Origin of the sequence: Pseudomonas sp. IT-P253, from assembly GCF_949768125.1 — a bacterium.
Lineage (GTDB): Bacteria > Pseudomonadota > Gammaproteobacteria > Pseudomonadales > Pseudomonadaceae > Aquipseudomonas.
Genome location: NZ_CATKPT010000044.1, coordinates 180,613 through 196,397 on the forward strand (window position 1 = coordinate 180,613; position 15,785 = coordinate 196,397).

Below are 15,785 nucleotides of genomic sequence, written 5' to 3' on the forward strand. Positions count from 1 at the left end.
GGCTATTCCTTGTCCTTGAGCACATCCGGAAGGTAAGCGCGGTGAAAGCCGTTATAGGATTCGCTGTTCTGCGCCTGATGGATCGGCCACGCCCGCCCGCCGAGGCTGGCGGCACCGTCGATGCGCAAGGTGCTGCCGCTGATAAATGCCGCGGCCGGACTGAGCAGGAAAACGATCGCCGCGCTGACCTCCGATTCGGTGCCAATGCGTTTGAGCGGCACATGTTCGCGCAAGGTCGGAATCACCGCTTTGAATGCGCCTTCGTAGGTGTCCATGCCGCTGGACGCGATCCAGCCTGGCGCCACTGCATTGACCCGCACCCCGGCGTAACCCCATTCAAACGCAGCCGTTTTGGTCAGGTTATCCATGCCCGAGCGTGCCGCGCCCGAGTGCCCCATCCCGGGCATGCCGCCCCACATGTCGGCGAGCATGTTAACGATCGCGCCGCCATGCTTGCTCATGGATTGGTTGAACACTTCCCGGGCCATCAGGAAGCCGCCCACCAGGTTGGTGCGCATCACGGTTTCGAAACCCTTCTGATTGATCGAGGCCAATGGGGACGGGAACTGTCCGCCGGCATTGTTGACCAGCCCGTGGATCTGCCCGTGCTTGCGGATCAGTTCGCTGACCAGATGCGTGACGGCGTCTTCATCGCGAATATCACAGGTCTTCCAGTCAGCCGTGCCGCCGTCCTCGGCAATCTCGGCGGCGACGGTTTTCAGTTTGTCGGCATTACGTCCCACCAGCAGCACATGGGCCCCGAGTGCCGCCAGCTCATGGGCGGTGCAACGGCCGATGCCGCTGCCGCCACCGGTGACGATGATGGTTCGGCCAGCAAACAAATCGGCTCTGAATATCGAATCGTAAGTCACGGCGGCAGCCCTCTAGTTGACCTGGTCGGCGATGCGCTGAGGCACCGGAATCTGGATTTCCAGCAGTTGCTGGGCGAAGGCTTTGCCTTGCGGATCGATCCGCAGGCTGGCCATTCCACCGCCACCAAGGGCGTTTTCCAGCAGAAAATTCAGGCTGTGGGTGGCTGGTAAGTACCAGCGTTCGACACGTCCGTGGACCGGGTCAAGGACATGACTCATCCAGTCGACGATCACCTCCGGCCTCAGTGCTTCGGCGATCCACGGCAAGTACTCGGGATCGCGGGCCATGATGCCGATGTTGCTGTGATTACCTTTGTCGCCGGAGCGCGCCACAGCGAGTTTTATCAGGGCCACGCTGGCGTCTGCCAGACCGCTGGGCCCGGGTGGCTCGAACGGCACTGGCAAGTCGGCAGTGTCGAGCACATCGAGGGCAGGCAAGGCGCACGAGTGGCGCTGACCCATGAGATCAATTTCCAGCGTGCAGGCCGTTTTGTCGATCAGGAACGAGAACAGTCGGATCAGCGGATACACCGTTGGCCGTCCGCCGACAATGCCGGTCAGCCCAGGTGCCATGCCGGTGGCGGCCTGGGCGATTTCCCGGGAGAACACCATCAGTACCTGTTTGACCGGATGGCGCACGGCGAGTTTGATCACCACTTCACGGCTGTCCCGGCGCTGACCGTGGGGGCCGTAGGTGGCCTCGCTGCCCAGCAACTCGATGTTCACCTCGCTATAGGGCGCCCAGCCGCGCTGGCTGAAGATTTCCGACGTCTTGTTGATGATTGCTTCGCTGACTCGCCGGGCCTTGTCGACCGCATCGATCCCGGCGATCAGGCAACTGGCGGTGCAGCGGAAACCGTCGGGCCAGGTCGCGCTGACCTTGTACTGATCCGTCGGTGGCAAACCTTTTGCGCCGTGCACCTGAACCGAATTTTTGCCTTGTTGCTGGAGTTTGACCTGCGTGAAATCGCAGACCACGTCGGGCAGCAGATAGGCCTGTGGATTGCCGATTTCATAAAGCATCTGCTCACCCACCGTCAGTGGCGTGACCAGCCCGCCGGAGCCTTCAGGTTTGCTGACGATGAACTGGCTGTCGGCGCTGACTTCGACGATGGGGAAGCCGATGTGCTCGTAGTCGGGCACGTCGCGCCAATCGGTGAAGTTGCCGCCTGTGCACTGGGCACCGCATTCGATGATGTGGCCGGCGAGTGCGGCTTGGGCGAGTTTGTCGTAGTCGCGCCATGACCAGCCGAACTCATGCACCAGTGCAGCGCTGACCACGGCACTGTCGACCACGCGCCCGGTAATCACAATGTCCGCCCCCAGACGCAGGGCTTCGACGATGCCCGGTGCGCCGAGGTAGGCGTTGGTCGAGACGCACATCGGCGGGAGTGGCGCGCCAGTGAACATTTCTTGAATGCCGCTGCTGCTCAACTGTTTGAGCTGCGGTTGCAGGTCATCACCCAGCAACACCGCGATTTTGAGCTGCACCCCGGCCTTGTCGCAGGCTGCTTGCAGGGCGGCGGCGCAGGCCTGCGGGTTGACTCCGCCGGCGTTGCTGATCACCCGGATTTTTTGTTCGGCGAGTTGCCCCAGTAACGGGCTGAGGACTTCGATGAAGTCATTGGCGTAGCCTGCCTGGGGATCTTTGATCCGCGCGCCGGCCATGATCGACATCGTGATTTCGGCCAGATAATCGAACACCAGATAGTCCAGACGCCCGCCTTCCACCAGTTGCGCGGCGGCGGTCGAGGTGTCGCCCCAAAACGCGCTGGCGCACCCGATGCGGATTGTTTCAGGCACAGTCAACTGCATAGCCACCTCCGTCAGAAGTGTTTCGAGACTACCAAGCAAGCGCTTGGTTTGTAAATGACTGAGCTATCTTCTTCCCGAGCGCTTGCTTGGTGGCCGTCGCGAGCTTAAATTGCCCGCGCTACCCCATACAATTGTAGGAGCGAGCTTGCTCCTGCATGAGTGGCGCATTTGATTGATCGACTGTAGGAGAGAACGGGTGGACGAGCAAAAAGCCCTGAAGGTCATGCGCGAATTGGTCGACAATGGCCAATTGACCGACCCGGACAGCGCCCGTGGCAAACTGCTTCAAGTGGCGGCTCACCTGTTTCGCAATAAAGGTTTCGAGCGCACCACCGTACGCGACCTGGCCGGCGCAGTTGGCATTCAGTCGGGTAGCATTTTTCATCACTTCAAAAGCAAGGACGAGATCCTGCGGGCGGTGATGGAAGAGACCATTCGCTACAACACTGCATTGATGCGCGCGGCCCTGGCCGAGTCAACCAACGTGCGCGAGCGGGTATTGGCCCTGATCCGCTGCGAGTTGCAGTCGATCATGGGCGGCAGCGGCGAGGCCATGGCGGTGTTGGTCTATGAGTGGCGTTCGCTGTCCGAAGACGGACAGGCGCAGGTACTGGCGCTGCGCGACATTTATGAAGACATCTGGTTGCAGGTGTTGGGCGAGGCCAAGAGCGCCGGTTTTATCCGCGGCGATGTGTTCATCACCCGCCGTTTTCTGACCGGCGCATTGTCCTGGACCACCACCTGGTTTCGCGCCGGTGGCAGCATGAGCCTCGATCAATTGGCCGATGAGGCATTGATTCTGGTGCTGGAAGAGAGGTATTAAGGTTGTGCAGCCCGGCGGGAAACTGGCGAGTGGGCAGAACCGCCTGGTTTGAATGGCATTGATGCGTATTTTCGGGGAGTAAATAGTATTGATGTCTTCGCCAATTCGGACGGTTTCCCAGCTTTTACTGGCGACACTCGCGGCGTTATGGGTATTGCCCTCCCAAGCAGCACAAACCGTGCGCATCGGCGCCGCACATTTCCCGCCTTACACGGTGCGGCCGGAATCCGGTGTCGACACGGGGTTGCTGCCGCAGCTGGTCGAGGCACTCAACGCCTCGCAAACCAATTATAATTTCGTGTTGGTCCCCACTTCGATTCCCCGGCGCTTTGGTGACTTCAAGCAGGGCCGGGTGGACATGGCGATTTTCGAAAACCCGGACTGGGGCTGGAAGGACATCCCCCACACCAGCGTCGACATGGGCCTGGAAGACGCCGAAATTTTTGTCGCGCAACGCCAGCCGGATCGCCAGCAGAGCTATTTTACCGACCTCGCTGGCAAGCGCCTGGCGCTGTTCAGTGGCTATCACTACGAATTCGCCAACTTCAACGCCGATCCAAAGTTCCTCGCGCAAAATTACAATGCCACGCTGACTTACTCCCATGACAGTAACCTGCTGATGGTGCTGCGCGGGCGTGCAGACATTGCCTTGGTGACGCGCTCCTACTTGAGCGATTACTTCTTGCGCAACGAAAAAGTCGCCGATCAGTTACTGGTGTCCGAGCGCATCGATCAGGTCTATCACCACTACGCCATCCTCAGCCCGGCCGCACCGATCAGCGGCGAGGCATTCGGCCAGTTGCTCAAAGGGTTACGCGACAACGGTCAGATGCTGAAGATTTTCGAACCGTACAAAATCGCCTTGGTGCCGGTCCCGGATCGCTGAGGGGCCATGGAATTCCTAATCGTCCGAAAGCTGTTCGAGCCTCCGGACGATTTATGAGTTAGCGGTCCTGCGCTTCCTTGGCGTCCATTTCCGCATTGCGTTCGGCGACGCGTTTACGTTGCTCCTCGGTCAGATCGACCTTGGTGGCGGTGTCACGCAACAGCATCAAACCGCCAACGATCGAGCCGATTGCAACGACCAGAATCAACCAGGCATACCAGGGCATAGGGCTCTCCTTGAGGGCAGGCGATTGGCGAGGGTTTCGCCAATCGATGGTGCATACCACTTTGAGCGAAAGGACTTCGCAGTGGTTCCATTCTATGCCTGATAGGACGGCGCGATGTGCGCTGTTTACAACACTGTCAATATCGCCTCGGCCTATCGCGAGCAGGCTCGCTTCCACATAAGTATGCATTCCCCTGTGGGAGCGAACCGGCTCACGAAAGCGGTCGCCCGGACGCCGCTGTAACCCCCGCGTAAACCCACTCTTTACGCTTTCTTTATGTCCAGCCAACGCCCTCGATCTCGCTCCTTTACAGCCTTCCTTCCGACAATGACTCCACACGCGGCAATACGCCGTAACACGGAGAACTTCCATGAGCGTTCTGGATGGGGTGTCACTGCTGCTGGCAGTGGGGCTGTTCATTTATCTGTTGGTTGCGCTGTTGCGCGCGGACCGGAACTAGGAGCGGCTATGCACAGTTATGACTATTGGCTGATCCTCGCCTTCTTCGCCGCGGTGCTGATCCCGGCACCGTTTCTGGGGCGGTTCTACTACAAGGTGATGGAAGGCCAGCGTACCTGGCTGACACCGATCCTCGGGCCGGTTGAACGTGGGTGTTACAAAGTGGCCGGCGTTGATCCGCAGGCCGAACAAAGCTGGCAGAAATATGCCCTGGCCTTGCTCGCCTTTAACCTCGCGGGCTTTTTGCTGTTGTTCGCGATTCTGTTGTTCCAGGACCACTTGCCACTGAACCCGCAAAACCTGCCGGGTCAGGAGTGGACACTGGCGTTCAACACCGCCGTCAGCTTCATGACCAACACCAACTGGCAGTCCTACAGCGGTGAAGCCTCGCTGAGTTACCTCAGTCAGATGGTCGGCCTCACCGTGCAGAACTTCGTCAGCGCCGCCACCGGCCTGGCCGTGTTGGTTGCGCTGTGTCGTGGCATCGGTCGTAAATCGACCAAGACCCTTGGCAACTTCTGGGTCGACATGACCCGCGCCACCCTCTACGGCTTGCTGCCGCTGTGCCTGTTGTTGGCGCTGTATCTGGTTTGGCAGGGCGTACCGCAAACCTTCGCGCAGTATGTGAATGCCGTGACGATGCAAGGCGTCGATCAGGTCATTCCGCTCGGCCCGGCCGCGAGCCAGATTGCGATCAAGCAATTGGGCACCAACGGTGGTGGCTTTTTCGGCGTCAACTCGGCGCACCCGTTCGAGAACCCGAGCGCATGGAGCAACCTGTTCGAGTTGGCCTCGATCATCCTGATCCCGGTGGCACTGGTGTTCACCTTCGGCCACTACGTCAAGGACCTGCGTCAGAGCCGGGCGATTGTGGCCTGCATGCTGACGCTGTTCCTGATTGGCGGCGCCACTTCGCTGTGGGCTGAATACCAACCGAACCCGACGCTGAACAATGTCGCCGTCGAACAGACCGCGCCGCTGGAAGGTAAGGAGGCGCGCTTTGGCACCACCGCGTCCGTGTTGTGGTCGGTGACCACGACCTCAGCATCCAACGGTTCGGTCAACGCCATGCACGACAGCCTCAACCCACTGACCGGCATGGTCGCGCTGGTCAACATGATGGTCGGCGAAGTGATCTTCGGCGGCGTCGGTGCCGGGCTCTACGGCATGTTGCTCAACGTGTTGATCGCGGTGTTCCTCGCCGGCCTGATGATCGGCCGCACGCCGGAATACCTCGGCAAGAAACTGCAAGCCAAGGAAGTACAGTTGTTGGTGGTGACCCTGATGGTCATGCCGATTGGCGTGCTGGTGCTCGGTGCAATTGCCGCGAGCCTGCCTGGCCCGGTTGCGGCGGTGAGTAACCCTGGCGCACACGGTTTCAGTCAATTGCTCTACGCCTACACCTCGGCCAGTGCCAACAACGGCTCGGCATTCGGTGGCTTCGGGGCCAACACCGCGTTTCACAACTTGATGCTCGGCCTGGGCATGTTGATCGGGCGCTTCGGTTACATCCTCCCGGTACTGGCCCTGGCCGGCAGCCTGGCGATGAAGAAAACCGCACCGATCGGCCAAAACAGCTTCCCGACCCACGGCCCACTGTTCGTGACTTTGCTGACCGTGACCATTTTGCTCGTGGGTGGCCTGACCTTCCTGCCGACGCTGGCGCTGGGTCCTATCGCTGAACACTTGAGCATGGGCTTCTGAGGACTATTTGATGAATATGCCCGTAATTAAACCGGTGGTCGTCAAGGCACCGGAACAACCGAAGACCGCGATCTCGGCCCTGTGGCGTCCAGCACTGGTGCAAGCCTTCGTCAAGCTCGACCCACGGCAATTGCAGCGTGCGCCGGTCATGCTGGTGGTGGAGTTGACCGCGATCCTGACCACCGTGCTCTGCTTCATTCCTGACAGTAGCGTGCCGACCTTCGTCGCGGCGCAAATTGCCGTGTGGCTGTGGTTCACCGTGCTGTTCGCCAACTTCGCCGAAGCCTTGGCCGAAGGTCGCGGCAAAGCCCGCGCTGACAGCCTCAAGGCCGGCAGCGAAGGCTTGAGTGCGCGCCGTAAAACCACAAACGGCACCTTTCAAGTGGTGCCGGCCACCAGCCTGCGCAACGGTGATGTGGTACGCGTCGAAGCGGGGGAAATGATCCCGGGTGACGGCGAGGTGATCGAAGGCATCGCGGCCGTCAACGAAGCGGCGATTACCGGTGAATCCGCGCCGGTGATTCGTGAGTCCGGTGGCGACCGTTCGGCCGTCACCGGCAACACCCGACTGGTCTCCGACTGGCTGCTGGTGCGCATTACCGCTAACCCTGGCGAGTCGACACTGGACCGCATGATCGCATTGGTTGAAGGCGCCAAACGCCAGAAAACCCCGAATGAAGTCGCGCTCGACATCCTGCTGATCGGCCTCACCCTGATCTTCCTGCTGGTGGTCGTGACCCTGCAGCCGTTCGCCCACTTCGCTAACGGCAATTTGCCGCTGGTGTTCCTGGTGGCGTTATTGGTCACGCTGATTCCGACCACCATTGGCGGTTTGTTGTCCGCCATCGGTATCGCCGGGATGGACCGTCTGGTACGGCTGAACGTAATCGCCAAGTCCGGTCGTGCCGTAGAAGCGGCCGGGGACGTGCACGTCCTGCTGCTGGACAAGACCGGCACCATCACCTTCGGCAACCGCCGCTGCACCGCGGTCTATGCCGCACCAGGCGTCAATGCCAAGGAACTGGCCGAGGGCGCGTTGTTCGCCTCGCTGGGCGATGACACGGCAGAAGGCAAGTCCATCGTCGAGTACCTGCGCGGGCTTCATCCACAGTCTGAGCCGTCCGCCGACATGCTCACGGTGGTGCCGTTCAGCGCCGAGACACGCCTGTCCGGTGTCGACTATCAAGGTCGTGTGTATCGCAAAGGCGCGGTGGATTCGTTGCTGGCCTTCGTCGGCCTGAAGCGCGCCGATCTCGCACCGGCCCTGTCCCGTGAAATCGACAAGATCGCCCAGAGCGGCGGCACGCCATTGCTGGTCTGTGCCGACGGCAAATTGCTCGGCGCGATCCACCTCAAGGACGTGGTCAAGCCCGGCATCCGCGAGCGCTTCGCCGAGTTGCGCAAACTGGGGATTCGCACGGTCATGGTGACCGGTGACAACCCGTTGACCGCTGCGGCGATTGCGGCCGAGGCGGGTGTCGATGACGTGCTGGCCGAAGCCACGCCGGAGAAAAAACTGGCGCGCATTCGTCACGAGCAGAACGACGGTCGGCTGGTCGCCATGTGCGGCGACGGCGCCAACGACGCCCCTGCATTGGCGCAGGCAGACGTCGGCATGGCAATGAACGACGGGACGCAAGCGGCACGCGAGGCGGCGAACATGGTCGACCTCGACAGCGACCCGACCAAGTTGCTGGACGTGGTGCAGATCGGCAAGGAATTGTTGGTGACTCGCGGTGCGCTGACGACCTTTTCCATCGCCAACGACGTGGCCAAATACTTCGCGATCCTGCCGGCGCTGTTCGCCTCGATCTACCCGCAACTGGGCGTGCTCAACGTCATGCACCTGAGCAGTCCCCAAAGCGCGATTCTCTCGGCGATTGTGTTTAACGCCTTGATCATCGTGGTGCTGATTCCGTTGGCATTGCGCGGTGTGCGCGTACAGGCCGCAAGTGCGGCGGCGTTGTTGCGGCGCAATCTGCTGATCTATGGATTGGGCGGGATAGTGGTGCCGTTTGTGGGGATCAAGGCAATTGACATGCTGTTGACGGCGTTACACCTGGTTTGACCGTTATGGGGCAGGGTGGTGGCTTTTTGTGGCGAGGGAGCTTGCTCCCGCTGGGCTGCGAAGTAGCCCCACCCCAAGCGCCTGCCTATGTTCAGGCACACCGCATTCGCCGGGTTGACGACTGCTTCGCAGCCGAACGGGAGCAAGCTCCCTCGCCACAGGTGACGTGTGTACCTCTCACTGAATTCGAGGATTTTGAAATGTCCGCAATAATACGCCCGGCCTTGAGCCTGCTGGTCCTGATGACACTGATCACCGGCGTCGCCTACCCATTGGTCGTCACTGGCGTCGCCCAGGTCGCCTTCCCCGATCAAGCCAACGGCAGTCTGGTACGCGACGCCGACGGCAAGGTGCGTGGCTCGTCGTTGATTGCCCAGGATTTCGTCGGTGACGCCTGGTTTCATCCACGCCCCTCGGCCGGTGCTTTTGCCACCGTGTCGAGCAGTGCCAGCAACCTGTCGCCGAGCAACCCGACCCTGGCCACTCGGGTGATCGACGATGCCAACAAGTTGCTGGTTCCCGGTCAGGGGCCCGTGCCATTGGCGTTGCTGACCACCTCCGGCAGCGGCCTTGATCCACACTTGCCACCGGCCGCGATTGCCTATCAACTGGCACGTGTTGCCCAAGCGCGTAATCTGCCGGTGTCTACGCTTGAGCAACTGCTGAATGCGCACACCGAGCAGCCGCTGGTGGGGCCGCCGGTGGTCAATGTGCTGGCGTTGAACATCGCGCTGGAAAACCTGTAGATCGGTGGCGCCGCCAATCGCGAGCAAGCTCGCTCCCACATTGGAATGCATTCTTTTGTGGGAGCGAGCTTGCTCCGGGCGGCGTTCCGACGATGGCGATTCAACAAACACCACATCACTACCTGAATAAAGAGAGTTTCAAGCATGAGCGACTCCGGCCGCGCCGACGCGCTGTTAGCAGACCTGTCCCGCGATGGCCGTGGCCGGCTCAAGGTCTTTCTCGGTGCCGCGCCCGGTGTCGGCAAGACCTACGCCATGCTGCAAGCGGCCCACACCCAACTGCGTCAGGGCGTGAAAGTCATCGCCGGCGTGGTCGAGACCCATGGCCGCGCCGAGACCGAGGCGCTGCTCGGCGGCTTGCCGCAACAGCCTTTGGTGCGCTCGGAATACCGTGGCGTGATGCTCGAAGAGATGGACCTCGACAGCTTGCTCGCGGCTAAACCGAAACTGGTGCTGGTGGACGAACTGGCCCATACCAATGCCCCTGGCAGCCGCCACCTGAAACGCTGGCAGGACATCCAGGAATTGCTCGCCGCCGGCATTGACGTGTTCACCACAGTCAACGTCCAGCACCTGGAAAGCCTCAACGATAAAGTGCGCGGGATTACCGGCGTCCAGGTTCGTGAAACCCTGCCGGACTGGGTGCTGCAAGAAGCCTACGAACTGCTGCTGATCGACCTGCCGCCGCGTGAACTGCTGGAGCGCCTGCGCGACGGTAAGGTGTATGTGCCGGAGCAGGCGAGGGCGGCCATCGACGCGTTTTTCACCCAGACCAACCTCACCGCGCTACGCGAACTGGCGATGCAAACGGCCGCTGCGCAGGTCGACAATGATCTGGCCCAAGGGTACCGGCAGCTCGGCCAGGCTGCACCGGCGGTGCGTGGTCGCTTGCTGGTCGGGGTCGATGGCGATGCTCAGGCCGAACGTCTGGTGCGTCACGCCAGTCGTGTCGCCCAGCACCGCCATTTGCCGTGGAGTCTGGTGCACGTGGACAACGGCAGCGTGCGCGACGAGCAGTCCCGCCTGCGCCTGCAAAGTGCCCAGCAACTGGCCGAACGCCTCGGTGGCGAAGTGGTGTTGCTGCGCGCTGGCGAAGTCGCGAAAACCCTGATTCAACACGCCGCCGAGCGCCGCGCCAGCCTGGTGTTGGTCGGTCAGTCGCGACAGCGTCTACGTCGGCGGTTGTTCGGCGGCGGACTGGCGTCGCGCTTGCTGCGCGATGCCCGCGGGCTGGAAATCAACGTCCTCGACAGCGATCACGAACAACATCCGCCGCGTCAGCGTTCGGTGCACTCGCTGGTATGGTTCGACTACGCCCTGGCCATTGTGGCGACGGTGTTGGCCAGTGCGTTGGCCTGGGTCGTGGCCAGTGTCTTGCCGCTACCGAACATTTCCCTGGTGTTCCTCGCCGCCGTGTTGCTGGTGGCGGTGCGCAGTAGCCTCGGCCCGTCGCTGGTTTGTGCGGCGCTGTCGTTTTTAACCTATGACTTTCTGTTCATCCCGCCGAGTTTCTCCTTCCGCATCCAGCGCGAAGAAGACGTGCTGACCTTGTTGTTCTTCCTGCTGATGGCGGCGCTTACCGGTAACCTCGCGGCACGTCAACGGCGGCAATTAGAGGCGTTGCGCGACACTCAGCAAGAGACCACCGAACTGCTCGACCTGTCGCGCAAACTCACCGCCGCCACCGACCGTCAGGCGGTGATCAGCGCCGCGGCCCAACACTTGAACGACTGGAGCGATCTGCAACTGTGCCTGCTCAATCGCGACGGACCGTCCGGCTGGAAAGTCGAAACCGGCGGCCCGCTGGAATTGACCGAAGCCGAACGCGCCGCCGCCGATTGGGCCTGGCAACACGATCAGCCCGCAGGCGCAGGTACCGGCACGCTGCCGTTCGGGCGTTGGTGGTGGTGGCCGCTGTCGATGGAAGACGGGCCGCTGGCGTTGCTCGGCGTGTGTGCCAAAGAAGGCCAGACCTTGAGTGGCCAGCGTCGGCGCTTACTCACAGCGTTGAGTCAGCCACTGGCGCAAGCGCTGGCCCGTGCACAACTGGCCGAGGACCTCGAAGCGGCGCGGCTGCACGGCGAGACCGAGCAATTGCGCAGTGCCTTGCTAGCATCGGTGTCTCATGATTTGCGTACGCCGCTGACCTCGATGCGCGGCAGCATTGACAGTCTGTTGGCCCTCGGCGAAGCGATCCCACTGGAAGATCGCCGCGAACTGCTCGAAGGCACTCGCGATGAAGCCGAGCGCCTCGACCGCTACATTCAAAACCTGCTGGACATGACCCGCCTGGGTCACGGTGCGCTGAAACTGGCGCGGGACTGGGTGTCGCCGGCCGATATCGTCGGCAGTTCGCTCAATCGCCTGCGTGCGGTGCTCGCGCCGTTGCAGGTGAGCACCGAAGTGCCGCCCGAGTTGCCGTTGCTCTTCGTTCACGCCGCACTGATCGAACAGGCGCTGGTCAATGTGCTGGAAAATGCCGCGCGGTTTTCACCGCCCCACGGGCGTCTGCAACTGTGCGCCGGGGTCGATGACACCGGACTGTTTTTCTCGGTGAGCGATGAGGGACCGGGGATTCCGGAGGAGGAGCGGGCGAAGATTTTCGACATGTTCTACACCGCCGCGCGGGGTGATCGTGGCGGGCAGGGCACCGGGTTGGGGTTGGCGATTTGTCAGGGCATGGTCGGTGCTCATGGCGGGCGGATCAGCGTTGCCGACGGCATCGACGGGCGCGGCACTTGCATCACGCTGCACTTGCCATTGCAGGAGCAGCCCGCCTTTGAAATTTGAAAGCTGAAGGCGAGCGCTGAAAGTGAAGCCTGATACCCTTCTCATATCTCCATGCAGCGATCAGACACCATGAGCCAGACCGCGACCATTTTAGTCATTGACGACGAACCACAAATCCGCAAATTCCTGCGCATCAGCCTCGTCTCCCAAGGTTACAAAGTGCTGGAGGCTGGCACCGGCAGCGAAGGCTTGGCGCAGGCTGCGCTGAATAAACCGGACCTGCTGGTGCTCGACCTCGGCCTGCCGGACATGGACGGCCAACACGTGCTGCGCGAGTTTCGCGAATGGTCGACGGTGCCGGTGCTGGTGCTGTCGGTGCGCGCCAGCGAAGGGCAGAAAGTCGAAGCGCTCGATGGCGGCGCCAATGATTACGTGACCAAACCGTTCGGCATCCAGGAGTTCCTCGCCAGGGTACGTGCCTTGCTACGTCAGGCCCCGGTTGGCGAGGCTCAGCAAGCAGCGCTGACGTTCGGCCCGTTGACCGTGGACCTGGCGTATCGCCGGGTGCTGCTCGACGGCCTTGAAGTGGGATTGACCCGCAAGGAATATGCGGTGCTGGCGCAACTGGCACGGCATCCGGGGCGAGTCATTACCCAGCAGCAATTGCTCAAGGATATTTGGGGGCCGACCCATACCGAAGACAGCCACTACTTGCGGATTGTGGTGGGGCATTTGCGGCAGAAACTGGCAGATGATCCGACTCAACCAAGGTTTATCGTGACCGAGGCTGGGGTTGGGTATCGGTTGTTGAGTGAAGGCAGCCTTTAGTTCAGTGGTGGCTGATCTGGCCTCTTCGCGGGCAAGCCTCGCTCCTACAGGGGGGGCGATTATTCCAAATCCCTGTAGGAGCGAGGCTTGCCCGCGAAGAGGCCCGATCATTCACTCAAGCACTTCAGGATTCCCGATCATTCTCATACCGGTCCAGGGTATCGCGCGCAATCTCTCGCCCCAGCGCGATCAGCTCCGGCGCCTTGTAGAACTCGAAAAACCGGCACACCCGCTTTGGCACGTTGATCAAGACATCCGGCGGATAGCCGGCGATCTTGTACTGCGCCAGTGAGGTCTGCATCACCTCGAAACTCTGGTTGATCAGGTCCAGCAAAGAGGCCGGCCCGACGTTATCGATGATGAACGAGCCCGTGGCGGACTTCGGCGCGCCGTCGCGTTCAGGGGCGGCCGCGGGTTGCTGGGCTTCGGGTTCGGCGGATTCGATCCAGGGGTTTATCTCGGCCGCTTCTGCCATCAACGCTTCTTTTTCCAGCCGCAGCAATTGTTCCGCCTGTTTGCGGCGGAAGGGCATTTTCGAGCCCAGCGAGCTGATCAGGTTGTCGAAGCGACTCTTGAACGCCGCCGGGCGCTGGATCACCGGCAGTTGATAGTGGCGCTGGTTGGTGGAGTTGAGGTTGACCGCAATGATCAGATCGCAATGACTCGACACCACCGGCACGATCGGTAGCGGGTTGAGAATACCGCCGTCCACCAGCATCCGATTACCCTGCATCACCGGCGTGAACAGGCTGGGAATCGCCGCCGAGGCGCGCATGGCCTGGTGCAGGCAACCTTCCTGGAACCAGATTTCCTGTTGGTTGGTCAGGTCAGTGGCCACCGCCGTATAAGGGATGCGCAGGTCTTCGATATTGATCTCGCCGACGATCTTGCGAATCTGCCCGAACACTTTCTCGCCGCGAATCGCACCCAGGCGAAAGCTGACGTCCACTAGCCGCAAGACGTCGAGGTAGTCCAGGCTCTCGATCCAGTCGCGATATTCCTTGAGTCTGCCCGCGGCGTAGATCCCGCCGACCACCGCGCCCATGGAGCAACCGGCAATGCAGGCGATGTCGTAGCCCCGTCGTTCGATCTCTTCAATGACACCGATATGGGCGTAGCCCCGGGCTCCACCTGAGCCCAGCACCAGTGCGACGCGCTTTTTCATGAGTCGCCCTCATCTGACAAGGTTCAACAATGCACCCATCAAGGGGCGGGCTTCAATCGTTAAGGTGATTCGGTGGGGCGAGGGCGTCGTTTTTTCGACATTCCATGGCGGCAAGTGATTATTCTCAAGGGCGCTATAGTTTCCTCTGGCGATCAAAGGCACTTTTCACGCGCCGGATCGTCTTACCTGCACTATTGTTGACCTGACTTGAGGTGTTATTGATGAAAGCCTGGATCTGTGTGCCTTTGATGGCCTTGGTACTCGCCGGTTGTGCCGGCAAAACCGCATACCGCGACAGCTGCGGTAGCCAGATTGATGCCGCGTGGCATGAGCTGGACCTGGCCAAGGCCGAGGGCTTCGCCGGGACAGTCAGTTACTCCAAAGCCCTGTCGCTACTGACTGGCGCCAAGACCCAGCAGCAATTCGAAGCCTACGAGGGCTGCACCACTAAGGCCGAAAAGGCACGTTTCTACATTCGTGAGTCACGCGCAGGCCGTTGAGGCATGATGTCAGGCCTCAAGGGATTCGATTCAGGGAGCAAGCGATGTCTGCCTTGGTTGATCGATTAGTGGCTCGTGTTCTGAGCCTTGAAGTCCGTTTATTGGCCTGTCAGGCACGTTTGAGTGCCCGCACCGACCCTGAAGCATTACATGAGTTGCGCACCACGGTTCGCCGTTTGCGTAGCCTGTTGCGACCCTTGCGCGGCTTGCCTGGCGTCGAACAGCTGGAAGCAGCGGCGTCCGGGATCGGCCAACTGACCACCCCATTGCGTGATCGCGAAGTGCTGGCGGCGTATTTGCTCCAGCACGAGCAACCGGCGGCAGCGCAACGGCGCATGGCGCAGATGGCCGAGGCTTATCCGGCCGTAGCCGCAAGCCCGGAGCTTGCACAGTTGCTGATGATCCTCGACGCCTTTCCGCGTTTTTTGCGGGCATCCCAGCGACAGGGGTTGCTTAAGGGATTACGTCGACGCATCGAAAAACGCCTGGCCAGGCAATGGAAGAAACTCGATAAGGCCTTGCACGATCCTGCCCATGATCGTCATCGCTTGCGCCTGTTGATCAAGCGCGTGCGCTACGGCATCGAAGCCTATCCCGAACTTGATAGGCTGCCGAAACCAGCGATGCCCAGACTCAAATCCGCCCAGGGGGCTTTGGGCGATTGGCACGATTGCTGGCAATGGCTGGCCAGGGCCGAGCATGAAGCCGATTTGCAACCCTGTATCGCCGTCTGGAACACCACCATGACCAAGGCCGAAGTCCGCGCCGACCGGGTTCTCGACAAACTCAGCGCCGCCTGTTTCAAATCTTGAAACCACTGCAAGACGATTTTATGTAGCAGCTGCCGAAGGCTGCGTTCGGCTGCGCAGCAGTCGTAAAACAGGTCACCGAGGTATCACTGTTACACCGAGACAATTGGACTGACGACTGCTGCGCAGCCGAACGCAGCCTTCGGCAGCTGCT

14 protein-coding genes are annotated in these 15,785 nt (G+C 61.1%); 10 read left to right on the plus strand and 4 right to left on the minus strand.

Features of this window, described 5'->3' with window-relative positions; genetic code table 11:
* Nucleotides 1-2: 2 nt before the first annotated feature.
* Nucleotides 3-872, minus strand: coding sequence for an SDR family oxidoreductase (locus ACM6IR_RS21345; protein ID WP_414909525.1), 870 nt, complete (start codon nucleotides 870-872; stop codon nucleotides 3-5).
* 12 nt (nucleotides 873-884) lie between these two features.
* Nucleotides 885-2,675: an acyclic terpene utilization AtuA family protein gene (locus ACM6IR_RS21350; RefSeq protein WP_414909641.1), complete on the minus strand. Its 1,791-nt coding sequence runs from the start codon at nucleotides 2,673-2,675 to the stop codon at nucleotides 885-887.
* 208 nt (nucleotides 2,676-2,883) lie between these two features.
* Here ACM6IR_RS21350 and ACM6IR_RS21355 point away from each other — a divergent pair, with 208 nt between their 5' ends.
* Nucleotides 2,884-3,510, plus strand: a complete 627-nt coding sequence (locus tag ACM6IR_RS21355) for a TetR/AcrR family transcriptional regulator (RefSeq protein ID WP_414909526.1) — start codon at nucleotides 2,884-2,886, stop codon at nucleotides 3,508-3,510.
* Nucleotides 3,511-3,601: 91 nt separating this feature from the next.
* A complete protein-coding gene (locus ACM6IR_RS21360; RefSeq protein WP_414909527.1) occupies nucleotides 3,602-4,396 on the plus strand; it encodes a substrate-binding periplasmic protein in 795 nt (264 codons plus the stop codon).
* A 58-nt stretch (nucleotides 4,397-4,454) separates the two neighbouring features.
* Here ACM6IR_RS21360 and ACM6IR_RS21365 read toward each other — a convergent pair whose 3' ends face one another.
* On the minus strand, nucleotides 4,455-4,622 hold the full coding sequence (locus ACM6IR_RS21365; RefSeq protein ID WP_414909528.1) for a DUF2897 family protein: 168 nt from the start codon (nucleotides 4,620-4,622) through the stop codon (nucleotides 4,455-4,457).
* 370 nt (nucleotides 4,623-4,992) lie between these two features.
* Between ACM6IR_RS21365 and kdpF the strand changes: the two genes are divergently transcribed.
* The 6 genes from kdpF (at nucleotide 4,993) to ACM6IR_RS21395 (ending at nucleotide 13,157) form a co-directional block, all read left to right on the plus strand.
* The gene (gene kdpF / locus ACM6IR_RS21370; RefSeq protein ID WP_007899818.1) at nucleotides 4,993-5,082 is read left to right on the plus strand and encodes a K(+)-transporting ATPase subunit F; all 90 of its coding nucleotides are present in this window, start codon (nucleotides 4,993-4,995) and stop codon (nucleotides 5,080-5,082) included.
* 8 nt (nucleotides 5,083-5,090) lie between these two features.
* Complete coding sequence (gene kdpA / locus ACM6IR_RS21375) at nucleotides 5,091-6,785, plus strand: potassium-transporting ATPase subunit KdpA (RefSeq protein ID WP_414909529.1); 1,695 nt, start codon at nucleotides 5,091-5,093, stop codon at nucleotides 6,783-6,785.
* A 10-nt stretch (nucleotides 6,786-6,795) separates the two neighbouring features.
* Nucleotides 6,796-8,853 (plus strand): potassium-transporting ATPase subunit KdpB, encoded by a 2,058-nt coding sequence (gene kdpB, locus ACM6IR_RS21380; RefSeq protein WP_414909530.1) that lies wholly within the window; start codon nucleotides 6,796-6,798, stop codon nucleotides 8,851-8,853.
* A 200-nt stretch (nucleotides 8,854-9,053) separates the two neighbouring features.
* Entirely contained in the window at nucleotides 9,054-9,599 is a 546-nt protein-coding gene (kdpC, locus tag ACM6IR_RS21385; RefSeq protein WP_414909531.1) for a potassium-transporting ATPase subunit KdpC, read from the plus strand.
* A gap of 144 nt (nucleotides 9,600-9,743) precedes the next feature.
* The gene (locus ACM6IR_RS21390; RefSeq protein WP_414909532.1) at nucleotides 9,744-12,389 is read left to right on the plus strand and encodes a DUF4118 domain-containing protein; all 2,646 of its coding nucleotides are present in this window, start codon (nucleotides 9,744-9,746) and stop codon (nucleotides 12,387-12,389) included.
* Between the two features lie 69 nt (nucleotides 12,390-12,458).
* Nucleotides 12,459-13,157, plus strand: a complete 699-nt coding sequence (locus ACM6IR_RS21395) for a response regulator (protein WP_414909533.1) — start codon at nucleotides 12,459-12,461, stop codon at nucleotides 13,155-13,157.
* Between the two features lie 124 nt (nucleotides 13,158-13,281).
* Here ACM6IR_RS21395 and ACM6IR_RS21400 read toward each other — a convergent pair whose 3' ends face one another.
* Entirely contained in the window at nucleotides 13,282-14,322 is a 1,041-nt protein-coding gene (locus ACM6IR_RS21400; RefSeq protein WP_414909534.1) for a patatin-like phospholipase family protein, read from the minus strand.
* Between the two features lie 221 nt (nucleotides 14,323-14,543).
* On the opposite strand from ACM6IR_RS21400, the gene ACM6IR_RS21405 reads away from it, so the two are divergent.
* Nucleotides 14,544-14,822 carry a hypothetical protein gene (locus ACM6IR_RS21405; protein WP_414909535.1) on the plus strand — a complete coding sequence of 93 codons (279 nt, stop codon included), beginning with the start codon at nucleotides 14,544-14,546 and terminating at the stop codon, nucleotides 14,820-14,822.
* Between the two features lie 44 nt (nucleotides 14,823-14,866).
* Nucleotides 14,867-15,634 (plus strand): CHAD domain-containing protein, encoded by a 768-nt coding sequence (locus ACM6IR_RS21410; RefSeq protein ID WP_414909536.1) that lies wholly within the window; start codon nucleotides 14,867-14,869, stop codon nucleotides 15,632-15,634.
* The last annotated feature ends 151 nt before the right edge of the window (nucleotides 15,635-15,785 follow it).

What these genes read in the sequence shown, in the direction of transcription:
- ACM6IR_RS21360 (WP_414909527.1), top strand. Translation starts at nt 3,602, where the DNA reads ATGTCTTCGCCAATTCGGACGGTTTCCCAGCTTTTACTGGCGACACTC.
- ACM6IR_RS21365 (WP_414909528.1), bottom strand. Translation starts at nt 4,622, where the DNA reads ATGCCCTGGTATGCCTGGTTGATTCTGGTCGTTGCAATCGGCTCGATC.
- kdpF (WP_007899818.1), top strand. Translation starts at nt 4,993, where the DNA reads ATGAGCGTTCTGGATGGGGTGTCACTGCTGCTGGCAGTGGGGCTGTTC.
- kdpA (WP_414909529.1), top strand. Translation starts at nt 5,091, where the DNA reads ATGCACAGTTATGACTATTGGCTGATCCTCGCCTTCTTCGCCGCGGTG.
- kdpB (WP_414909530.1), top strand. Translation starts at nt 6,796, where the DNA reads ATGAATATGCCCGTAATTAAACCGGTGGTCGTCAAGGCACCGGAACAA.
- kdpC (WP_414909531.1), top strand. Translation starts at nt 9,054, where the DNA reads ATGTCCGCAATAATACGCCCGGCCTTGAGCCTGCTGGTCCTGATGACA.
- ACM6IR_RS21390 (WP_414909532.1), top strand. Translation starts at nt 9,744, where the DNA reads ATGAGCGACTCCGGCCGCGCCGACGCGCTGTTAGCAGACCTGTCCCGC.
- ACM6IR_RS21395 (WP_414909533.1), top strand. Translation starts at nt 12,459, where the DNA reads ATGAGCCAGACCGCGACCATTTTAGTCATTGACGACGAACCACAAATC.
- ACM6IR_RS21400 (WP_414909534.1), bottom strand. Translation starts at nt 14,322, where the DNA reads ATGAAAAAGCGCGTCGCACTGGTGCTGGGCTCAGGTGGAGCCCGGGGC.
- ACM6IR_RS21405 (WP_414909535.1), top strand. Translation starts at nt 14,544, where the DNA reads ATGAAAGCCTGGATCTGTGTGCCTTTGATGGCCTTGGTACTCGCCGGT.
- ACM6IR_RS21410 (WP_414909536.1), top strand. Translation starts at nt 14,867, where the DNA reads ATGTCTGCCTTGGTTGATCGATTAGTGGCTCGTGTTCTGAGCCTTGAA.